This window comes from Psychrobacter sp. A3 (assembly GCF_028823565.1).
Lineage (GTDB): Bacteria > Pseudomonadota > Gammaproteobacteria > Pseudomonadales > Moraxellaceae > Psychrobacter > Psychrobacter celer.
The window spans coordinates 34,624-53,624 of sequence record NZ_JAPEHS010000006.1; the positions used below are offsets into that span (position 1 = coordinate 34,624).

12 protein-coding genes and 2 pseudogenes are annotated in these 19,001 nt (G+C 47.7%); 6 read left to right on the plus strand and 8 right to left on the minus strand.

The genetic code is table 11. The annotated features are described in order from the left end of the window. Positions 1 to 182 precede the first annotated feature (182 nt). From NK638_RS02095 to NK638_RS02120, 6 genes and pseudogenes are all read right to left on the minus strand, one after another. Complete coding sequence (locus NK638_RS02095) at positions 183 to 560, minus strand: YbeD family protein (protein WP_105246079.1); 378 nt, start codon at positions 558 to 560, stop codon at positions 183 to 185. 81 nt (positions 561 to 641) lie between these two features. Beyond that, positions 642 to 1,340 (minus strand): class I SAM-dependent DNA methyltransferase, encoded by a 699-nt coding sequence (locus NK638_RS02100; RefSeq protein WP_274631744.1) that lies wholly within the window; start codon positions 1,338 to 1,340, stop codon positions 642 to 644. 126 nt (positions 1,341 to 1,466) lie between these two features. After that, the gene (tenA, locus tag NK638_RS02105) at positions 1,467 to 2,042 is read right to left on the minus strand and encodes a thiaminase II (RefSeq protein WP_274631745.1); all 576 of its coding nucleotides are present in this window, start codon (positions 2,040 to 2,042) and stop codon (positions 1,467 to 1,469) included. 644 nt (positions 2,043 to 2,686) lie between these two features. After that, a pseudogene (gene rpoD, locus NK638_RS02110) lies at positions 2,687 to 4,556 on the minus strand (RNA polymerase sigma factor RpoD). A 644-nt stretch (positions 4,557 to 5,200) separates the two neighbouring features. Then, the gene (locus NK638_RS02115) at positions 5,201 to 7,348 is read right to left on the minus strand and encodes a DNA primase (RefSeq protein WP_274631746.1); all 2,148 of its coding nucleotides are present in this window, start codon (positions 7,346 to 7,348) and stop codon (positions 5,201 to 5,203) included. Between the two features lie 155 nt (positions 7,349 to 7,503). After that, positions 7,504 to 8,673 carry an outer membrane protein assembly factor BamD gene (locus NK638_RS02120; RefSeq protein ID WP_274631747.1) on the minus strand — a complete coding sequence of 390 codons (1,170 nt, stop codon included), beginning with the start codon at positions 8,671 to 8,673 and terminating at the stop codon, positions 7,504 to 7,506. 720 nt (positions 8,674 to 9,393) lie between these two features. Between NK638_RS02120 and NK638_RS02125 the strand changes: the two genes are divergently transcribed. The 3 genes from NK638_RS02125 (at position 9,394) to NK638_RS02135 (ending at position 12,358) form a co-directional block, all read left to right on the plus strand. Beyond that, positions 9,394 to 10,641: an RluA family pseudouridine synthase gene (locus NK638_RS02125; protein WP_274631748.1), complete on the plus strand. Its 1,248-nt coding sequence runs from the start codon at positions 9,394 to 9,396 to the stop codon at positions 10,639 to 10,641. Positions 10,642 to 10,701: 60 nt separating this feature from the next. After that, complete coding sequence (locus NK638_RS02130; protein WP_274631749.1) at positions 10,702 to 11,658, plus strand: polyphenol oxidase family protein; 957 nt, start codon at positions 10,702 to 10,704, stop codon at positions 11,656 to 11,658. 82 nt (positions 11,659 to 11,740) lie between these two features. After that, positions 11,741 to 12,358 carry a flavodoxin family protein gene (locus NK638_RS02135; RefSeq protein ID WP_446739797.1) on the plus strand — a complete coding sequence of 206 codons (618 nt, stop codon included), beginning with the start codon at positions 11,741 to 11,743 and terminating at the stop codon, positions 12,356 to 12,358. 428 nt (positions 12,359 to 12,786) lie between these two features. Here NK638_RS02135 and NK638_RS02140 read toward each other — a convergent pair whose 3' ends face one another. After that, positions 12,787 to 12,921: a hypothetical protein gene (locus NK638_RS02140; RefSeq protein WP_264298675.1), complete on the minus strand. Its 135-nt coding sequence runs from the start codon at positions 12,919 to 12,921 to the stop codon at positions 12,787 to 12,789. 728 nt (positions 12,922 to 13,649) lie between these two features. Here NK638_RS02140 and NK638_RS02145 point away from each other — a divergent pair. The 3 genes and pseudogenes from NK638_RS02145 to NK638_RS02160 all read left to right on the plus strand — a co-directional run bounded on the left by NK638_RS02145 (position 13,650) and on the right by NK638_RS02160 (position 17,584). Continuing rightward, positions 13,650 to 15,104: a cytochrome c gene (locus tag NK638_RS02145; RefSeq protein WP_274631750.1), complete on the plus strand. Its 1,455-nt coding sequence runs from the start codon at positions 13,650 to 13,652 to the stop codon at positions 15,102 to 15,104. Between the two features lie 240 nt (positions 15,105 to 15,344). After that, positions 15,345 to 16,900: pseudogene (locus tag NK638_RS02150) on the plus strand (flavin monoamine oxidase family protein). Positions 16,901 to 16,930: 30 nt separating this feature from the next. Beyond that, a complete protein-coding gene (locus tag NK638_RS02160; protein WP_274631753.1) occupies positions 16,931 to 17,584 on the plus strand; it encodes a c-type cytochrome in 654 nt (217 codons plus the stop codon). A gap of 112 nt (positions 17,585 to 17,696) precedes the next feature. Here the strand turns inward: NK638_RS02160 and NK638_RS02165 are convergent, their stop codons facing one another. Next, a complete protein-coding gene (locus tag NK638_RS02165; protein ID WP_274631754.1) occupies positions 17,697 to 18,989 on the minus strand; it encodes a translocation protein TolB in 1,293 nt (430 codons plus the stop codon). Positions 18,990 to 19,001: the final 12 nt, after the last annotated feature.

Below are 19,001 nucleotides of genomic sequence, written 5' to 3' on the forward strand. Positions count from 1 at the left end.
TATTGCCGCCCAAAAAATTGATCTATAGCCTTGTTTTGCAGCTGCACGATGCGGACGCAGATTGTACAGCAGACCATAAAAAATCGCCACCCATATGAGTGACGATTTAGACGAAAAACGGACTGGTTTTTTTAAAAGTCCATCAGCTCGTCGGTTAGCAGCGCTTATCGTGACAAAAAGCCCTACAACACCATGCGGACAGTCTTGGCGCTATCAAGAGCAGCATACAGCGTGTTTACTTGCTCAGCTTCGGTCAGATACAGATTGACGCGTGCTGAGTGAAAGCGGCCTGTTTTTGAGGGTTTGACATCTATCGAGGCCAAATCAAAATCAGGGAACTGACTACCGAGGATAAGCTTGACTTCGTTAAGTAAGGTCTCATGCTCGCCTTCATGACCGATGATGCTCATCGGGTAGTTCATCGGAAAGTCCCACAGCTCTGGGTTTTGGATATCGGTTTTTTTGCCTTTTAGCACACCGTCATTAGGGGTTAGGTTAGTGACATTGACCGCTCGGTGAGCAGTCGGGTTTTGGCCGTTATCTTTTGGGTCGTCACTCATAATGTTGCCTCGCTGTTATAAAAATACATTGTTCTGTTTATGATGGCGCAGCTGGTATTATTCAAGTGTCTTTGGCCACAGCTACTTTTTATACCCACAAATAGCCACATAATCACCGCGATCATACCCTTCGATGACCTCTTGCACTTGGTCATTGGCATACATAGGGTGGGTCAGTAGGGTCTGCGCGTATTGCAAGTCGGTAAAGCCATTGGCCTGCATCAGCTTGATTTTTTCATCAGAGGTGCGCCAATTGGCAGAGCGGACCAGCTCGATAGGATAGGGGTTGGCAGGGGAGATGTGCGCGAGCAGGGGATGCGCCCAGCTATCTACCGCACTGGCCAGATTATAAAGACTGGCAAAGCCGCTTTCTTTTGGGACGTCAATGAGGATAAGTTTGCCGCCAGTCTTTAGCGCGTCAAAGGCTTTTTTGATACATAAGTCCAAGTCGCTGATATAGCTGACACTGCCGTTAAACATAATGATGTCAAATTTATTGGGCGCAATCTGACTGGTTTCGGCAGGGCTGACATCTACTAGCAAGCCGCGTTTTTCAGCGATTTTTGCCATATCTGTTGACGGCTCGATGCCGTGTTTGATGTGGATGTCATAATCCTTGGCCAGTAGCATCTCAAACAGACCACTACCGCAGCCGATAGACAGTATCTCACTGTCCTTATCCAAAAAGTGCGCCACTAGCTTTAGCTCGCTGGCCAGTAAGTTTTGGTTGTCCAAAAACCAGCTGTCGTATGCGCTGGCGTGCTCATCAAATGCTGCCATAAAATCTCTCCTTGAGGGTGGTTGTTGTTTTATCATCAATTTTAAATAAAATGAATGTATAAGATACGATGCGAGTAGGACTATCGCTGATTTAAAGTCGGTGAACCCTACTATAAAAAATACAGTCTAAGACAAGTCCAACGCCTGCTGCCAAAAGCTGACTTCCATCCGCGCGGCGGTGTCAAATAAGCGCTGGAACTTATCGGCCTGTGCTGTGCTGGCATCTGCCAATAGCAGGTCAATCTGTGCTTCGTTTTGCGCGGTAATGGCCTGAAAGTCATCGCTAGAAAAAACATCAATCCAAGGCTGATAAGGGTTGCCGGCGATAAATCCAGCTTGTTTAATGCGCTTGCCAATCTCTCCGTAACCCATCAGACAAGGCGCAATCGCGGCATACAACGCCGCCAAAGAGCCTGACATGGCAGTGTCTAATATATAGCGGCTATAGGCGATGGTAACAGCAGATTCAGGCGCACTCTCGACCTCGTGCAAAGGGATATCCCAAAGACGGCAAAAGTCTAGATACATGCCGATCTCCATATCGAGCATGGCGTTTAGCCCTGCTTGACCGACTCGCATTTGTGCCAGTGTGTCGCTCTTATACACGCTCAGCGCCATCACGCGAGCATAGTGAATTAAGTATAGGTAGTCTTGGACAAGGTAGTGGCGAAAGCTATCAGGGGCGAGGGTGCCGTCGGCCAATTATTTGACAAAGTCATGCTGAATATAGTCATCCCACGTGGGGCAGCGGTGACGTAGTGTTTGGTAATTCATGGTTTTTACTTACCTTTATAAAATACCAGTAAGCAAAGCGTAGGGCGCATAGGTGAAAAGACATGACTCGTTTGCCAGTCTAAATAACATAGATTGGCAAGTTGTGGCGTCAATGTGACTTATATATCGGCACGCTTGTTTCCTACGTCAGTGCTAACTGCATCAGGTTCGCGGGTAACTCTCAGCCATGATTTTAATTGACGACAAAAAAATCAAAGCACCCCGACAAGGTTTGTTTTTAAGGTTTATTTTTTAATAATAACGATAAAATAGCGTTTAAAGTAAATCCGTTCTATGATAGGTGAGAACAGCCACCATTAGCAAGTGATGCTCAAATAACCATATAGTTAGCTGAATGTAAAACTGTTATGGATTTAAACGCGCTACTGGTATAAATTTTACTTGCGTGCTGCGTTCCCAGAGGCTGCGCAAAATTAATCCCAGTAGCGCTATGACATTACAATGAATAGACACAAAAAAAGCTGAGATATACTCAGCTTTTTCATGTTAGCAAAATTATTATTAGCAAATACTTGAGACCTATTATCTAGACTCCGTATATCCCTGATAACTTAGTCGTTCTCTAAAAAAGAGCGTAGATGCTCAGAGCGCGAAGGGTGGCGCAGTTTACGCAGGGCTTTTGCTTCGATCTGACGGATACGCTCACGGGTGACATCGAACTGCTTGCCGACTTCCTCTAGTGTATGATCGGTTGGCATATCGATACCAAAGCGCATTTTTAACACGCGCGCTTCACGTTCGGTGAGATTGCCCAATACATCACGCGTGGCTTCTTGTAGGCCAGCTGCTGTGGCATCGTCAACAGGGCTTGAGATGGTACCATCTTCGATAAAGTCACCTAGGTGCGAGTCTTCATCATCACCGATAGGCGTCTCCATCGAGATCGGTTCTTTGGCAATTTTGAGCACCTTACGGACTTTGACTTCGTCCATTTCTAAGCGTTCGCCTAGCTCCTCAGGCGTCGGCTCGCGTCCCATCTCCTGTAGCAGCTGACGTGAGACACGGTTTATCTTGTTGATGGTCTCAATCATGTGCACAGGGATACGGATGGTGCGCGCTTGGTCAGCGATAGAGCGGGTAATCGCCTGACGAATCCACCATGTCGCATAGGTCGAAAACTTATAACCACGGCGATACTCAAACTTATCAACGGCTTTCATCAGACCGATGTTACCTTCTTGGATGAGATCCAAGAACTGTAGGCCACGGTTGGTGTATTTTTTGGCGATAGAGATAACCAGACGTAGGTTGGCCTCGACCATTTCTTTTTTGGCGCGGCGCGCTTTTGCTTCACCGACGGCCATACGGCGGGCGACGTCTTTCATATCGTGGATTTTCATGTCGAGCTGCTGCTCGTAGTCACGAATGCGGCGCTGCAATAAAATCACATCATCGGCGACTTTTTCTAGGGTGCCGGCAAATGCAGGCTTACCTTTGATACGCTCAATGAGCCAATCCACATTGGTTTCGTTGCTAGGGAAGGTCTTACGGAACTCGTCACGCGGCATACGACCACGGCGAATCACCAAACGCATGATTTGACGCTCTTGCTTACGCACATCGTCATAGACATCGTGCATGATGGCCATGACTTGATCTGATAGGCGGTTATTGAGTTTGAGCATCATAAAACGCTCTGCCAATAGCGCGTAGGCAGCATCTGCTTCGACACTACCACGGCCATAATCAAGCAAGGCTTGTTTGGCTTTGATAAATAAGTGCTCGATCTCTTCTAGGCGCAGACGGACTTCTTCTGGATCAAGGCCGCTGGTTTCTTCTTCCGCTTCCTCTTCCACGTCGTCTTCGTCTTCGTCGTCCTCATCGTCAAGCGCGGCTGCCTTGGCATTGACTTTGGCTTTGATAACGGGTGGAGTTTCTTGTAATTTTGTCTTCTTCAGTTTCAGGATCTAAGAAACCTGTGATGACATCGGACAGTTTCTTTTCACCATCTTGTACTTTTTGATACTCGTCAAGGACGAACTGTACGGTACCCGGCCAGTAAGCCATGGCATGCTGCACGTCACGAATACCTTCTTCGATACGCTTGGCGATGGCAATCTCGCCTTCGCGGGTCAACAGATCGACCGTGCCCATCTCGCGCATATACATACGCACAGGGTCCGTGGTGCGACCAGGCTCAGTCTCAACAGAGGCGAGTACAGCCGCTGCTTCGTCTGCTGCCATGTCATCATCACTTGAATCATCATTCATCAAGATGTCATCGGCATCAGGCGCAGATTCAAAGATTTTGATACCAACGTCTGTCAGCATTTGCACAATATCTTCGATCTGATCGCTTTCGGTAATAGAGTCTGGCAGTTGGTCATTCACCTCAGCATAGGTTAGATACCCCTGCTCTTTACCCATTTGGATTAAGGTGGCCAGTTGAGATGTGGACTGAGAAACTGACTTATCTTTCATAAATACTCGCTTACTTGCATCGGACATTTTTATATTGTGACTCGCTATCGCTCTTGGGGTGCGTTGATCTTATCAATCGATTGATCAAAATATGGCGTAGAGGTTGTCAATAATATCAAAAATGAGTGGATATGAATAAAGGCCCAAAACACTACAATAATTTTGCTAAAAACAGCTAAAAACTTAAAAAACATCAAGTACTAAAACAAGACGCAATATCGGTATTAGGACATGCCCTCAATTCAGTCGATAGTCACACAAATGGGCTAAAAAAAGAGGACGCGCCCTAAAATCTATCTAAAGACATCTGCCAATCAGCAGAGAGCAAACAAGGCTGTCAATACGCAGCGCCACAGTTTACCACAGACCGCAGTCATCAAGCACGAGGTAGTGATGGTGACCAACGGTTTTTTACTGATTATTTGCGGTCTTTTTATTTAGCCGCTCATCAAGTCGTGCGCAGGCTATTTGGCATAATCACTAGTAGTGGGGGCGGCAGCCATACTTTTAAAGGGGATGTGCTTTTTTAATAAAAACCAGCGGTTTTTAGCAGGTCTAATTATTATTTTAAAAAGGCATTTTTAAAGGCATTATTTTTAGAAATAACATTTTCAAAACTGTCATCCCCCATACATCAATCGACCCTAGACCGTGGTCATCTGTGCTGACTGCTCTGCTTGCTGCGCGCGTAGCCAGTCATTTAGCAGTTGGGTCTGCTTACGGACAATCGCCAGCTTGATATGGTCAGGGTTTTTTATCAAATCTTGTATTTTTTTCTTCATGCTGCGCTCAAGTAGCTGGCTGACCAGCTCTTCAATGAGACCATCGAGGCTTAAGATATTGCGCGCCGTCAAGGCGCGATAAAAACCGCTCCAGCTACGGCTTAGGTTTTCTTGCGTGCCGGGCTGGACATTGGACATAACAAAATGAGCAGCCGCGTTTACATCTGCAGGCAAGTACTTTAAGCAGCGCGTGATGGTACTGACGATATCCAGCAATTCGTTATCTTGCAAGTCTTGCCACGCCAAAGGCCGCAAGGTATCGGCTGAGGTTTTTTGTCTGATATGGGCAGGTAGCTGCAAATCATGAATACCTGCCTGCCGCCAAATCGACTCTATTGGGTCATCGAGCAACGCCCGCGGCTGAAACAAAAAGCACAGCTGCAACTGCTGGCTGATGGTCATCTCACCATCAAAATCTAGCAGCGCATCTTTGGCGTCTTTGTTTTGGTTGCGTCTGCCGCCAAGCTTTTGGTAAATATCGTTGTTTAGCAAGTAACGAAAGCTACTGCCTTTGGGCAATGCCGCGGTCAATGAGCGCACTTGCGACATCAGCTTGGCTTTGCCTTCTGCCAAGGATAAATCGTGGCGCTCACTGAGATAGGCAAAAATATACTGCGACAATGGCATGGCGTTTAAGATTTGCTCGCGCATGGCATCGCTGCCATGAGCCTTGATAAAGGTATCAGGATCATGGCCATTGGGCAGGGTCAAAAAGCGCAGCTCTTTGTCGTCACTGAGTACCGGCAGTGCCACCTCAAGCGTCCGCCAAGCGGCTTTTTGTCCGGCGCTATCACCATCGAAGCTCAGGGTGAGGGTCGGGTTGAGCGTTAGTAATCGCGATATCTGGCTTTCATTAATGGCGGTGCCCATGGACGCCACCGCGCCATAGATGCCCGCTTGGTAGAGAGCGATGACATCCATATAGCCTTCGACCACCAGCCAGCTGTCGGCGCGCTGCTGGCGAGATTCATAGTAACCATACAGCACATGCTGCTTATGGAATACAGGCGAGTCTGAGGAGTTGATGTATTTGGGTTTTACCTCGTCATCGAGCGCTCGACCGCCAAAGCCGATGGTGCGCCCTTGGTTGTCTCGAATTGGAAAAATCACCCGATCACGTAGTAAGTCGTAGTCGCGGCCAGACTCAGATTGCCGCACCAGTCCTAGGGCTTTTAGGCCTTCGATATCCTGCGGAAACTGATGCTCAAGGTGCTGCCAGCCAAAGGGCGCGTAGCCAAGACCAAAGGTCTCAAATGTATCCTCTGTGATACCGCGTGACAAAAAATAGTGCTTGGCATGCGGATGCGTGGTCAGATTGTGCTGATAAAACTGCTGGATTTGTTCGAGCAGATCGTACAAGTTGCCTTCTTGATCAAGCGCCCCGTCATTGATACTGTTGACACTCTCAAAACCCATACCACTATCTGAGTCGCTTAGCCAAGCGGGCGGGTAGCTGGCGTCGTTTGGGTAGTCTGAGCCATAGTCCTCTGCTGCATAAGGGGCCAAGTCATAGGCGGCTAAGGGTGGGTAATCGTCATAGCCATGGCTATCGTGGGCCGGCTGTTCGGCATAATGGGTATGATTTGTTTGCTCTTGATTATCAAAAGACCTATGTGGTGATGAGGGACTATCAGCTTGTGACTTGCTAATTGGCCGCGCCGCTGATTTCGTAGTAGGCGGCTGCTTGGTGCGCTGATAGCTCACATTTCGCTGTTCTTCTTGCGGGACTTCAATGCCCGTTTGTTTGGATAGCTCATTGACCGCCTCAATAAAGGTAAGGCTTTCATAATCACGCAAAAAACTGATGGCATTGCCGCCGACACCACAGCCAAAGCAGTGATAAATGTTTTTTTGTGGATTGACATAAAACGACGGCGATTTTTCGCCATGAAAGGGGCAGCAGCCTTTATACTCATTACCTGCACGTTTGAGCGTGGTATGACGACCAATGATGCTGATCAAGTCAGCTTGGCTGTTTAGTTGCTCAAGGATATGGTTAGGGATGCTCATACAAAAAACAGTTTACCATAGGTCAGTGGTTTTGATGGATATATGTGTCTATATGCGTTTATGTGCGTATGGCTATCATACAAAAACAGAAAAATAAGGCCAACAATGTGTTGACCTTATTTTATGATGTCAGAAACTGTGGGCTAAAAAACCGCCTATTCTACGGGTGTCGTACGGCGTACCGGATTGGTGTTCTGCGGATCGACGTTTGCTTCTCTGGCGGTAGAGCTTGTACTGGCTTGATCGGTCACGCGCTCCGTTTCAGCTTCAGGCAAGCCCAGACCTATATTGATACCGCGATTACGGGTAGGCGCGCTGCTAGTCGATGCGCTGCTTGGCACTGTATTGGTATTTGCTGTGTTGTTCGCGGGCAATCTGAGCTGCTGAGCATTGCGCACTATTTGGGTTTTGGTTGCGCCATTGTACTCACCTGTCGCCACCGAGGTGTCTTTCATGCCTGAGCGTCCAAGCTGACCAAAGGTAAGCTTATTAAACCAGCTACGGTCGCGTTTGGTACTTAGCTTCACGCGGCCATCACGGGTCAGCCACGTGGGGTAGTTGATCTGCAACAGCGTCTTATATTCATTTGCCAAGTCCGTCATGCCAAGCTTGTCATAGCTATAAGCAAGGACAGCGATGGCTTCTGGGATAGATTCGCTAAGTGGGTAGTATTGAAACACCCATTTGGCACGGTTGGCTGCTGCCACATAGGCTTCGCGCTCGATATACCATCTGGCTGCACTCATCTCACTTTCGGCAAATTGATTATAAATAAACGTCATGCGCTGCGCAGCATCTGGCGTATATGGGCTGTTTGGGTATTTGTTGATAAGCTCTTGAAAATTGGCAAAAGCCAGACGGAAGTAGGCTGTATCACGTTCGGCTTGATTGAGCTTAAATAGTTTAAGACCCTCAGATGAGCCTTGCATATTGGCAACGCCGCGCACATAGTAAGCGTAACTGACCTGTGGGTTAGAAGGATATAGACGAATAAACTGCTCAGCACTGGCCGCCGCCATCTCATATTTGCCGCTTTCGTATTGGGCATACATCATGTCGAGCAGCGCTTGCTCTGCATACTGACCGGTGGGATAAAAAGTGCGCAAATTGGTCAAATCTTCGATCGCTTGGGTATAGCGTCCTTTATCAATCTGAGTAATCGCATCGTTATAGTAAGCTTGTTCGGATTTCTCTGCCGTTTCTACCGCGTCGACGTCTTTGCCGCCAGTCAGATTTTTAAAGGTCTGACAACCCACAAGGTTTACGCTCAGCGCCAGTAGGGTGATTGAGGACAGTTTGATAAACGTATTGCCAACAGCTTGCATACTTTTTCTCCGACACAGGACGCATAATAGTAGCGGCGCTACCATGCTATATAAAAGGTTAATAATAAAAAACGATGCTTAGGCACCGGCTCATGGTCTGTTATTGAGCATGCCAATATCAAAAGACAGCCCCATAGCATACAGCAAAATATGGCTTACTTTATATAATAACTTGTGCTTCGTCTATGGTTTATCTTTATGCCCATCACCATACATGCCATATTTTGGCGGCTGCGTGCTTGTGCTGCGCCTGCTTGACACTGACAATATAGCAGACCCTCGATGATTTTTGCAGTTTAGCATGAGCGGCCTTAGCGAGCGATAAGCAATGCCCCTGACGATGACAAATATACAGTAAATTACAGCCATGTTATATTTCAGAGAGTTAAGCGATATTACTGACTGACCTATGAGGCGCAAAATCTGACAGATACTGTACTGCATCTATAGGGCTTAGGCGCTGAGCATGATACACTATGATGATATTGTTTTTGCTTTTTTTTGTGAGGGCAGTGCTTTGGAGATAGTCGATACACTTTAAAAATGACATATTATTTTGAACGAATGATAGCCTGTAACAAGCAGTTAATATAGGGTTTTATCAGGATGTCTGAGCCAAAGTATGTCCACAGTAAACAAAGAGAGCAGATAAAGACCGCCTGACAAAATCGACTTATTGGCCCATGTCAGCGGTATGACCATATGATAAATGATGATGCTATGACAAACCCTTCCCATCCAATATCGAATCACTCGCTCATGACTGATTCAACAGCGCAAGAGTCACCTAACCCGATGCCAAATGATGTTTTGAATGATAGTAAGCCAACTGCTGACACGCAGATGACACTCAATGAGCCGCTACATGATAGTGTAGCAGCAGAGGAGGCCGCGCCCGAAAATAGCGAGATATTCGCGTATGAAGAGGGCGATGACAGCGACGATGGTGACGATGGTGATGTCATTGAAGATAGTGAGGATGATGATGCGCCAGCCGCTGACCAAGCCGTGGTGAATGTGATCCATACTGTCACAGAAGACGAGGCTGGTCTGCGTATTGATAAGCTGGCTTCGCAAGTCTTTACGGATTTTTCGCGAGTGCAATTACAAGGCTGGATCAGTGATGGTAGCCTGCTACACAATGGCCAAGTCCAAAAACCCAAAGTACGTGTCAAAGCTGAAGATGTGCTGCATCTGTCCACGACTTTGCAGCAGCACAGCGAAGATCAACCCGAGAATATCGACATCGATGTCGTCTACGAAGACGATGATGTGCTGGTGATTGACAAGCCTGTCGGTATGGTCGTCCACCCTGGCGCGGGCAATCAGACGGGCACCTTGGTCAATGCGTTACTGTATCATTATCCGCAGCAGCACCATCTGCCGCGTGCAGGTCTGGTGCACCGTATCGATAAAGACACCTCAGGGCTACTACTGATAGGAAAAACCAAACCCGCCCAAATGGCCTTGATGGAACAGTTAAAAGACAAGTCTGTCTATCGTCATTATCAGTGCGTAGTCGCAGGAGATGCGGCAAGCCTGCTACGTCATCGCCGTATCGATGCGCCAATCGGTCGCCACCGTAATCAGCGTACAAAAATGACTGTGATGACAGCAGGGCGTGAGGCGGTCACTCATTTGTTAGAGGTGACCCCGCTGAATGAAAACTACTGTCTATTAGACGTCGGTTTGGAGACGGGTCGTACTCACCAAATACGTGTGCATTTGAGCCATATTACTTATCCGATAGTTGGTGACCGTGTCTATGGCGGGCGTCGTCAATTACGCGCAGGTTTAAGCGATGCCCAGCGGCAAGCGATTAGCAGCTTTCCGCGTCAGGCGTTGCACGCCTATACGTTAGGGTTTGTCCATCCGACCACAGGCGAGGATATCGAAGTCACCACACCGCTGCCAGAAGACATGCAAACGCTTATTTCGGTATTAAGTGATGGTTACGATGACGAGTAACCGTCATACTATTGTTAACTCGTGCTATCGTTAACGCGTGCTAAGAGACAGGAAGCTGCTATGACAAAAAACCTGCCAATGACAGTGCTGGCACACATTGATGATGTGGTGGTCTTTCAAACGGCCGCTTGTCTTGAGACAGATACAGATATTAGTAATGATTTATATCAAAGCCAGCAATCAACCGCTCAGGCAAACTACGGTGCGCTGAATTTAGGCCTGCATGTCAATGATCATGCAGTTAGGGTACTAGGCAACCGCATGCGCGTATTGGCGGCCATCAACGAGCAGCTCAGGCCAGTTGACGCTCTAGCGACTGACCGCGCCCAAGGCCGCTATATTAATCGTTTGCATTGGGTCGATCAGGTTCATGGAAAACATGTTTATGATGTCGATGCTTGTCCGCTAAGTATGCAGCCCGTGGCAGCGGACGCCATGGTCAGTCAACAAGCAGGGTTAGGGCTGGCTATCATGACCGCTGACTGTGTGCCTGTGGTACTGTACCAACCCGCCAGTGGTCAGATTGCCGCGATTCATGCTGGTTGGCAAGGGCTGGCGGGCGGTGTCATTCCAGCGGCGGTGCAGCGCTTTACGCAGGCAGGAGAAATTCAGGCGTGGATAGGGGTGTGTATCAGCCAAGCCAACTACGAAGTAGACAGCCGCGTGCGAGACAAGCTATTGGCAGGATGCCGAGACAGTCAGGCATTACCTGCGCATACCCTAAGCAGTACAGAGCGTTTTGATCAGTTGTATGTGGCCACATCAGCGGCGCATCAAACCACCGATTCTGCTGCCTGTAAAGATAAGATCACACTAGATTTGCCTAAGATAGCCGCCGACCAGCTCAGCCATGCGAGCGTGAACCTAGCAAACAAAGCGCCGATTAGCTGCAGCTATGCCGACTCGCACTATTATTCTTATCGTCGGCAAACTCACTTGCAGCAGCCTGCGACTGGGCGGATGGCACTGATTATCGTGCGTGGCGCTGTGAGCTATACGGGCGGCGAGATGTCATAGACGATACGCCGTTTGATTGGTCACTGATTTGGCCTTTATTTATTTTCGTTTTTTTATTTTTATTTATCATTATAGAGTTTGTATGAACACATCAACCGAAGCCTCTGCATCAGCTGCCGCTCCCCAAAGCCCGCCTAACGTAACGATGGCGGTTATTTATCATAGTAACTATGGTCATACCAAGCGCGTCGCAGAAGCGATAGTACAAGGTGCGCGTACTCAGTTGCCCGCCGATCAGGCACGCGCGATTGATGTGCACGACATCGATTGGGCGTTTGTCGATCAGGCAGATTTGTTGGTATTTGGCAGTGCAGTCTATATGGGCAGTGTCACCGCTGAGTTCAAAACTTTTATGGACGAGACCTCAAAGCGCTGGTACCACCGAAAATGGGAGGGCAAATGGGCTGCTGCTTTTGCCAATTCAGGCGGTTTAAGCGGGGATAAGCTCGCAGTCTTACAGCAGATATCCTTGTATGCGATGCAGCATGGTATGAACTGGATTGGCTTGCCGCTAATGCCAACGGGGCACGAAGCGACAGACCTCAACCGTTTGTCGAGCTTTTTGGGCTTGATGACCCAGTCGCTTGATGGGCCGCCTGAAACGACGCCAGGACCTGGCGATATCGATACCGCGATTTGGTTTGGTAATCATTTGGCTAAGACCATTATCAAACATCAGCCAGCCGCTAGTAGACCCTAGTATCAGCTTTGCCATATCATATGGCCGTTTATTTCATATAGTCGATTTATTCTAAAGGTGACAGGGCGCTACTGGTATAAGTTTTATGTACGTGCTGCTCCCACAGAGGCGGCGCATCCTACATTTCTAACAATATTGTTTTAAGCTGCTTATGTCGATTTGAGGATGGTTTGAGCATCAGTGATTATTCTCTCTTAACTTAAATATAGTTGATTTGCTTTAAAACCGATACAGTGCAGCTGGTATGAATTTTGCGCCGCATCTGTCAGCGTAGACACAGCAAGCAAGGAAAATTTGTACCAGACCAGTTACACGTGCATATGAGCGTATCGACTTTATTTCGAACTGACTATAGTATCCAAAAAGCAGACAGCCAATGTTGTCTGCTTTTTTTTGTTTTATACCCAATCGACTATAGAGAGAGGTTTTTATTTGGCCTCATGAACGTGAGCGTGCAGAGTGGTAGGCGCAGAGGTGACAGGAATAGGACTTTCAACAAACTGAAACGACTGGCAGCCTGATAGCAGCATCATCGTGCTCAATAAAGCAAATAGTGACTTCATAATAAAATCTCAAAAAGGGCCCTACCAACTACAAACAAGTCGGTGAAAATCATATAAACATAGAAAAATATAAGTAAGCGATATTACTGTATGACAGGTCTGATAGGCGATACAGCATCCAGCAATGTATCTATTATGTACAATAAAGGCAGGCCAAAGTAAAAAATAACGCCAGTGTTTTAGTATTATACAAGATTATGGCGCGTTTTAATAAAATATAAAAATGAATTTTTTAAGGTAAGCCATTGTTTTTGATTGTTATATTTTTAAACTATTTTATAAAATATGCTTTTGTATATTATTAAAGATATAAGCGAGTCGGCTCAGGTAGTTTTTTAACTTTTGTAAAAAAATGGGGGTGATAAGTTACTACGCAAGCAATAGTAGAAAAATAGCTTTACATTAGTGAGGGAGTAGAGAGTATCGAGTAACCATTTATAACGCTGATTTAGACCGGTCATTAGTCAATAAAAGATAATAAATAAGCGCAATATACTGGCCATGAGTGTGTTATCTGCTGCTTTAAATAAGACATACAGTGCCAAATAAGTGATGGTCAACGCAGATATATTATCTGGTCAAAAATTATTTGATAAGTCATATGCTGGAAAAATGGATTTTTAAGATACGTCAGGAAGCCAATATTAAAAGATAACAATAATGAAAACATCTTAGTGAATTAAAAATATCAAATCATTAAAACTAGATGCCAGCTATAAGAGGATATTATGAAGCCATTTTCTATGATGTTATCGGTGCTCGTCATCGGTATGACCTCTGGTACCGTCATGGCGCAAGGCAGTAACGTTGCCGATGCCACCCTACCAAATGCCAGCTTACCCAATGTCAGCCCCGCCAATAGCGAGCTGGTCAATCGCGGCGCTTATATCGCACGGGCGGCTGACTGTATGGCCTGTCACGGTGAGGACTATACAGGCGGGACCGCCATAGAGACTCCCATGGGAGATATTTACTCTACCAATATCACCCCTTCAAAACGTTATGGCATCGGTGATTATACCGAAAAAGACCTAAAAAATGCTTTGCAAAAAGGCCGTGCTCCTACGCATATGCTCTATCCTGCCATGCCATATCCTTCTTATCATGGTATGAAGGACGAAGACATCAAGGCACTATTTGCGTATTTACAAACGGTGCCCGCTGTCGATGAAGCGCCCAAACAAAAGACTGATTTGCCGTTTCCCTTTAATATCCGTGCCCTAATGCTGGGCTGGAACTTCTTAAACGTGCCAGCGACCGAAAACCGTGAAGGCTTGAGCCCAACGCAGCAGCGCGGTGAGTATTTGGTCAATAATCTCGAGCATTGCGGTACTTGTCATACGCCGCGTAACAGTACCATGGGGTTTGATAAAGAAAAATACCTATCTGGTGCCCAGCTCGGGCATTGGTATGCACCCAATATCACCCCTGACGAGTCAAGCGGTATCGGCAGTTGGAGTGAGCAGGATATCGTCACCTATCTACGGACAGGGGAGCTGGATCAGCGGGCGTATGCTGGCGGTCCGATGGGCGAGGCCGTGGCTCATAGTACGCAGTACCTCACACACGAAGATTTAAGCGCGATCGCCTCTTATCTAAAAGCCATCCCAGTGGTGCAGACAGATGACAAAGTATCAGCTGTCGATGTGGCACGCTTGCCAACCCCTATCAATGACTCAATTACTCATGATCTTTTGGCACAAAAAGACTATCTGGCTCAAGCCAAAGCAGATGCGGGCAATAGCAGTAATTCGCCTGAGTCTTTGTACCTAGCGACATGTGGTAGCTGCCATGGTGTCAATGGTTATGGTCAACCGGATGCCCAGTATTCTCCTATCGTCGGTCTGAGCAGTATTCGCCGTGACAACCCTGACGCGCTTGTCAATATCATCCTGCATGGGGTAGTCGGCAGTACCAATACCTCACCGATTATGCCTGGGTTTGCCGACCAGCTCGATAGTGAACAAATTGCCAGTATCGCCAATTATGTACGCATAAACTTCGGCGGACTGACAGACAGCGACGTCAGTGCTGCTGATGTCGAACGGATTGCGTCAGCAGGGAATGAGCAGCCGTTTTTAATAAAATACGCAGGTCTGCTGGCGATTATTGGCATCATCGTAGCGATTTTGCTCATCATCTTCATAATACGAGCCATCATGCGCAAAAGACGTCAGTCGTAACCTTGCTGTCTTTTGTCATGGATGCTACTAAGTAACGCCAGACTATTTAGCAAAACCAATCACAAATAATAATAGGGCAGACGGCTGCGCACACGTTGAGTATCGCATAGTAGCATCATCAGTCTGCTACCAAGCTGATAGCTTTATAGGAAAAGAGCCTATCAATACTCAAACTGGCGGTGCCACACAGAGTAAAAAACCACAAGCGAACCGTCATGCACCAACTTTAAGGATATGATTATGAAAGACATGCTCCAATCCCCAACACGGCGCCAATTGCTCTCCATGATCGGTAAAACAGCCGGAGCAACGGCGATGTATCAGGCGATGACCACGCTAGGGTTTGCCTCTGAGTCGACATTTCAAGAGTCCATGGAGCTTGAAGGGGCACCTCCGGGCGCTAGTATTATCGTCCTTGGGGCAGGCTTGGGTGGTCTGACGGCCGCTTATGAGCTGCGTCAGGCAGGCTATAATGTCAAGGTTTTGGAGTTTCAAAACCGCGGCGGCGGGCGTAGCTGGACGCTAAATAGCGGAGATAGATATACCGAGCTTGGCGGTGCGGAAGTGACATGCGACTTTGAAGAAGGCAATTATTTTAATGGTGGGCCTTGGCGATTACCGAGCCATCATTATGCAGTGTTTCATTACTGCAAAAAATTTGGCGTAGAAATGCAGCCGTTTATTCAAACCAATGATCGAGCTTATTTGCATCGGACCAATCACTTCGGCGGTGTCCCTCAGCGCCTAGGGGATGTTAAAAACGATATTCAAGGCAATATCGCAGAGCTGATGTCCAAGGTGGTCAACGTCGGCGGCCTGGATCGCTCAGTCAATACCGAAGATAAAGAAAAGCTACTAGAGGGCTTAAAAGGCTGGGGCGTTTTGGACAAAGACTATCGTTATCGCGCGAGCAATGCCACCAGCAAACACCGCGGTTATAGCGTCTTGCCAGGCGGCGGGCTTATGCCGACAGAGACACCCTCAAAACCATTACCGATGAGTGAGATACTAGACTCAGGCATGTGGTCTGATATTTATAGCAATCATATGACGTATGCGCACCAGCCCACAATGTTTCAGCCAGTAGGTGGCATGGGTAAGATAGGCGACGCCTTTACGCGTGAGTGCCGCGATATGATCGAATTTAATGCCAAGGTCACTAAGATTCACCAAGATGAAACGGGTGTGACGGTCAGCTATGTGGATAGCAATAACCCAGAAGGGACGGTGAAGACGGTACGGGCGGACTGGTGTGTCTGCAATATTCCTCTGACTGTTTTGACCCAGCTTGATATCAATGTCTCAAAGCCTATGAAGCAGGCGATGGCGGCAGTGCCTTATGATACTTCTTATAAAGTCGGTTCGGCTTAACCTATACCAATATGCCAATTACCCAAATCGCTTATCCCTCTGAGGATATGTTTAAAGACGGCACAGGCGTTTTATTAGGGGCGTATGGTTTTGGCGCTACTTCTTATAAATTTAATACCCTAACGCCGCAGGAGCGCATCAACGTCGCACTGGCTTATGGTAAGTACATCCACCCACAGTATCCCAAAGAGTTTCGTGCTGGGACATCAGTGGTCTGGCATCGCATTCCGTGGACTTTGGGCTGTTATGGTATCTGGAGCGAATCTAGCCGCAAACAGCACTACGATACGCTGTGCAGCATAGACAATCGTATCGTCTTAACTGGCGAGCATTGCTCTCATATCCCAGCATGGCAAGAAGGCGCTATTTTATCTGGCATAGACGCCGCCAATCGCCTGCATAAAAAAGCAAAAATGCTTGGTTAATATTGATAACAATAAAATTCAGAGGCTATCATGGACAATGCAATCGTAAAAAAAACAATCAGGGAGAATACAACATCAAAAATGCTGCCTGTGATGTTGCTGAGTGTGATGAGTGGCGCGGTGGTAATGGGCTGTAGCCAGCAAGCAGATGATGTGGAGACAGTGGCCAGTGTACAAGAAGCTGACCTTGTTTCAGATTATCAAGCCAGCCGTAATACGGGCAGTTGGGGCGGTGTCTATATGAGTCGCGATGAGCTAAAAGCCCCGCAGATCAACGTCGTCGATGACAGCTCGTTGCCAAGTATGGCGCAAGATGCAAGCCTTAGCAAATGGGAGGCAAAGTTTGAGGGCACCAATGCTTTTGTCACCACCGATGGCAAAAAGCTATACCACGACTCCTGTGCAGGCTGTCATATGCACGAAGGTCAAGGCGCGTACGGGGCAGGGTATTATCCGCCGCTGGCGAACAACAGCAAGATGCAGTCAAAATATTATATTATCGATATTCTGATTAATGGCTTTCGCGGTATGCCGTCTTTTCATATGATGATGGACGATGAGCAAATGGCTGCTGTCACGCAATATGTGGTCAGCGATCTCAATGGGTTTACCGATACGGTGACCGCCGCCGATGTTGCCAAATTAAGACACGCCAATCCACCAGGCCATGATCCAAGCGAGTAGCTCGCTGGCATACAAAAACGCCTGATTAACTATCAGGCGTTTTTTGTGGATGCTGTGGCCTCCAAGATAAAGTCGCCGCATCGTTTTCATATCGGATTGATGATATGAGAGTCTATTGTGGGCTGGCTGACCAAACGGGCGAGCGTATCACGCCTTGACCAGACTTGCCAAAGGACTCACCGCCATTTAGGGACTTGATGATTAGCACTCCTTTGCCACCTTGGGTAGTGGCATATACCACACGCTTACCATTTGGCGAAAAACTTGGCGCTTCATCGATGCCCGTATTGCCTAAGTTGGCTGTCACCGCGCCATTGCTATTCATCACCGCTGCGGCTCGCCCACTCAAAAAGGCGATCTGCGTGCCATCATGACTGAACTGCGGACTGGTGGCGTAGCTACTGTTTGAGACTTTGGTCGTGCGCCCTGAGCCAAACTCATAGCGATAAATCTGCGGCTTATTAAAGCCTGCACGGTCACTGACAAACACAAACGATTTACCATCTGGAGCGTAGCTTGGCTGTACCTCGCTGCTTGGCCAGTTGGTCAGTCTTTTGGGCTGGCCGCCGCTAGTATTCATTTCATAGATATGCGCGCTGCCTTCAAAGCTGCTAGAAAACAGTATCTTGCTACCATCGGGCGAAAACGACGGGCTAAGATTGCTGCCTTTAAATGGAGTAAGTGCGCTGGCACCGCCGCCACTCACGTTTTGGATATAAATCACTGGATAAGACTGGTCGCGTTGGATAGCATAGGCGATACGGTTGCCATCAGGAGACCAAGCAGGCGAGAAGATAGAGCCTGCCACTTCGGTGATGGTCTTGGCGTTTTCGCCATCGGCATCCATCACTTTTAGGCGTGAGACTTTTTGTTTGCCGGTGCCTACTTCTTCGATATAGGCGATGCGTCCTGAGAAGTCGCCTGGCGTACCGGTGATCAGCTCATACACCTTATCAGCGATGACGTGACCGGCATAGCGCATGCTGTCTTTGTTGTTGTCAGCGCTGAGGCTTTGCTTGCCTTGTAGCACCCGACCTGATTTGACATCGATGACCTCATACTCTGTGATGACTTTACCGCGATTGCTGCGAGTACTGCCCACCACCAAATAAGGAATACCCATGCTCTGCCAGACCGGCAAGCTACCTGCCAGCTCGCTGCTACTATGCGGCTGCTGCGGCAGGTCTTTGCTGGTGACTTTTAGCTCTGTTTTGCTCAAGTCATTGAGAATAATCGGCGATAGTACCGAGTCTCCTGCAAAGGGTACAAACGCGACTTGGTTTTGTTGTACCGGAATTTCGTAGTTCAGCTCTAAAACGACAGGCGCTGCCAACACACTGGCAGAAGCAAGCAACGTGGTGACACTAATGCATAAAGGGGCAAGTAGGTTTTTATGGATAAGCATGAGTAAGTTGGG

Excerpts from the sequence above, each read along its gene's own strand:
- NK638_RS02145 (WP_274631750.1), top strand. The coding sequence starts at position 13,650 with ATGAAGCCATTTTCTATGATGTTATCGGTGCTCGTCATCGGTATGACC.
- NK638_RS02165 (WP_274631754.1), bottom strand. The coding sequence starts at position 18,989 with ATGCTTATCCATAAAAACCTACTTGCCCCTTTATGCATTAGTGTCACC.
- NK638_RS02125 (WP_274631748.1), top strand. The coding sequence starts at position 9,394 with ATGACAAACCCTTCCCATCCAATATCGAATCACTCGCTCATGACTGAT.
- NK638_RS02140 (WP_264298675.1), bottom strand. The coding sequence starts at position 12,921 with ATGAAGTCACTATTTGCTTTATTGAGCACGATGATGCTGCTATCAGGC.
- NK638_RS02160 (WP_274631753.1), top strand. The coding sequence starts at position 16,931 with ATGGACAATGCAATCGTAAAAAAAACAATCAGGGAGAATACAACATCA.
- NK638_RS02100 (WP_274631744.1), bottom strand. The coding sequence starts at position 1,340 with ATGGCAGCATTTGATGAGCACGCCAGCGCATACGACAGCTGGTTTTTG.
- NK638_RS02135 (WP_446739797.1), top strand. The coding sequence starts at position 11,741 with ATGAACACATCAACCGAAGCCTCTGCATCAGCTGCCGCTCCCCAAAGC.
- NK638_RS02120 (WP_274631747.1), bottom strand. The coding sequence starts at position 8,673 with ATGCAAGCTGTTGGCAATACGTTTATCAAACTGTCCTCAATCACCCTA.
- NK638_RS02130 (WP_274631749.1), top strand. The coding sequence starts at position 10,702 with ATGACAAAAAACCTGCCAATGACAGTGCTGGCACACATTGATGATGTG.
- NK638_RS02095 (WP_105246079.1), bottom strand. The coding sequence starts at position 560 with ATGAGTGACGACCCAAAAGATAACGGCCAAAACCCGACTGCTCACCGA.
- NK638_RS02115 (WP_274631746.1), bottom strand. The coding sequence starts at position 7,348 with ATGAGCATCCCTAACCATATCCTTGAGCAACTAAACAGCCAAGCTGAC.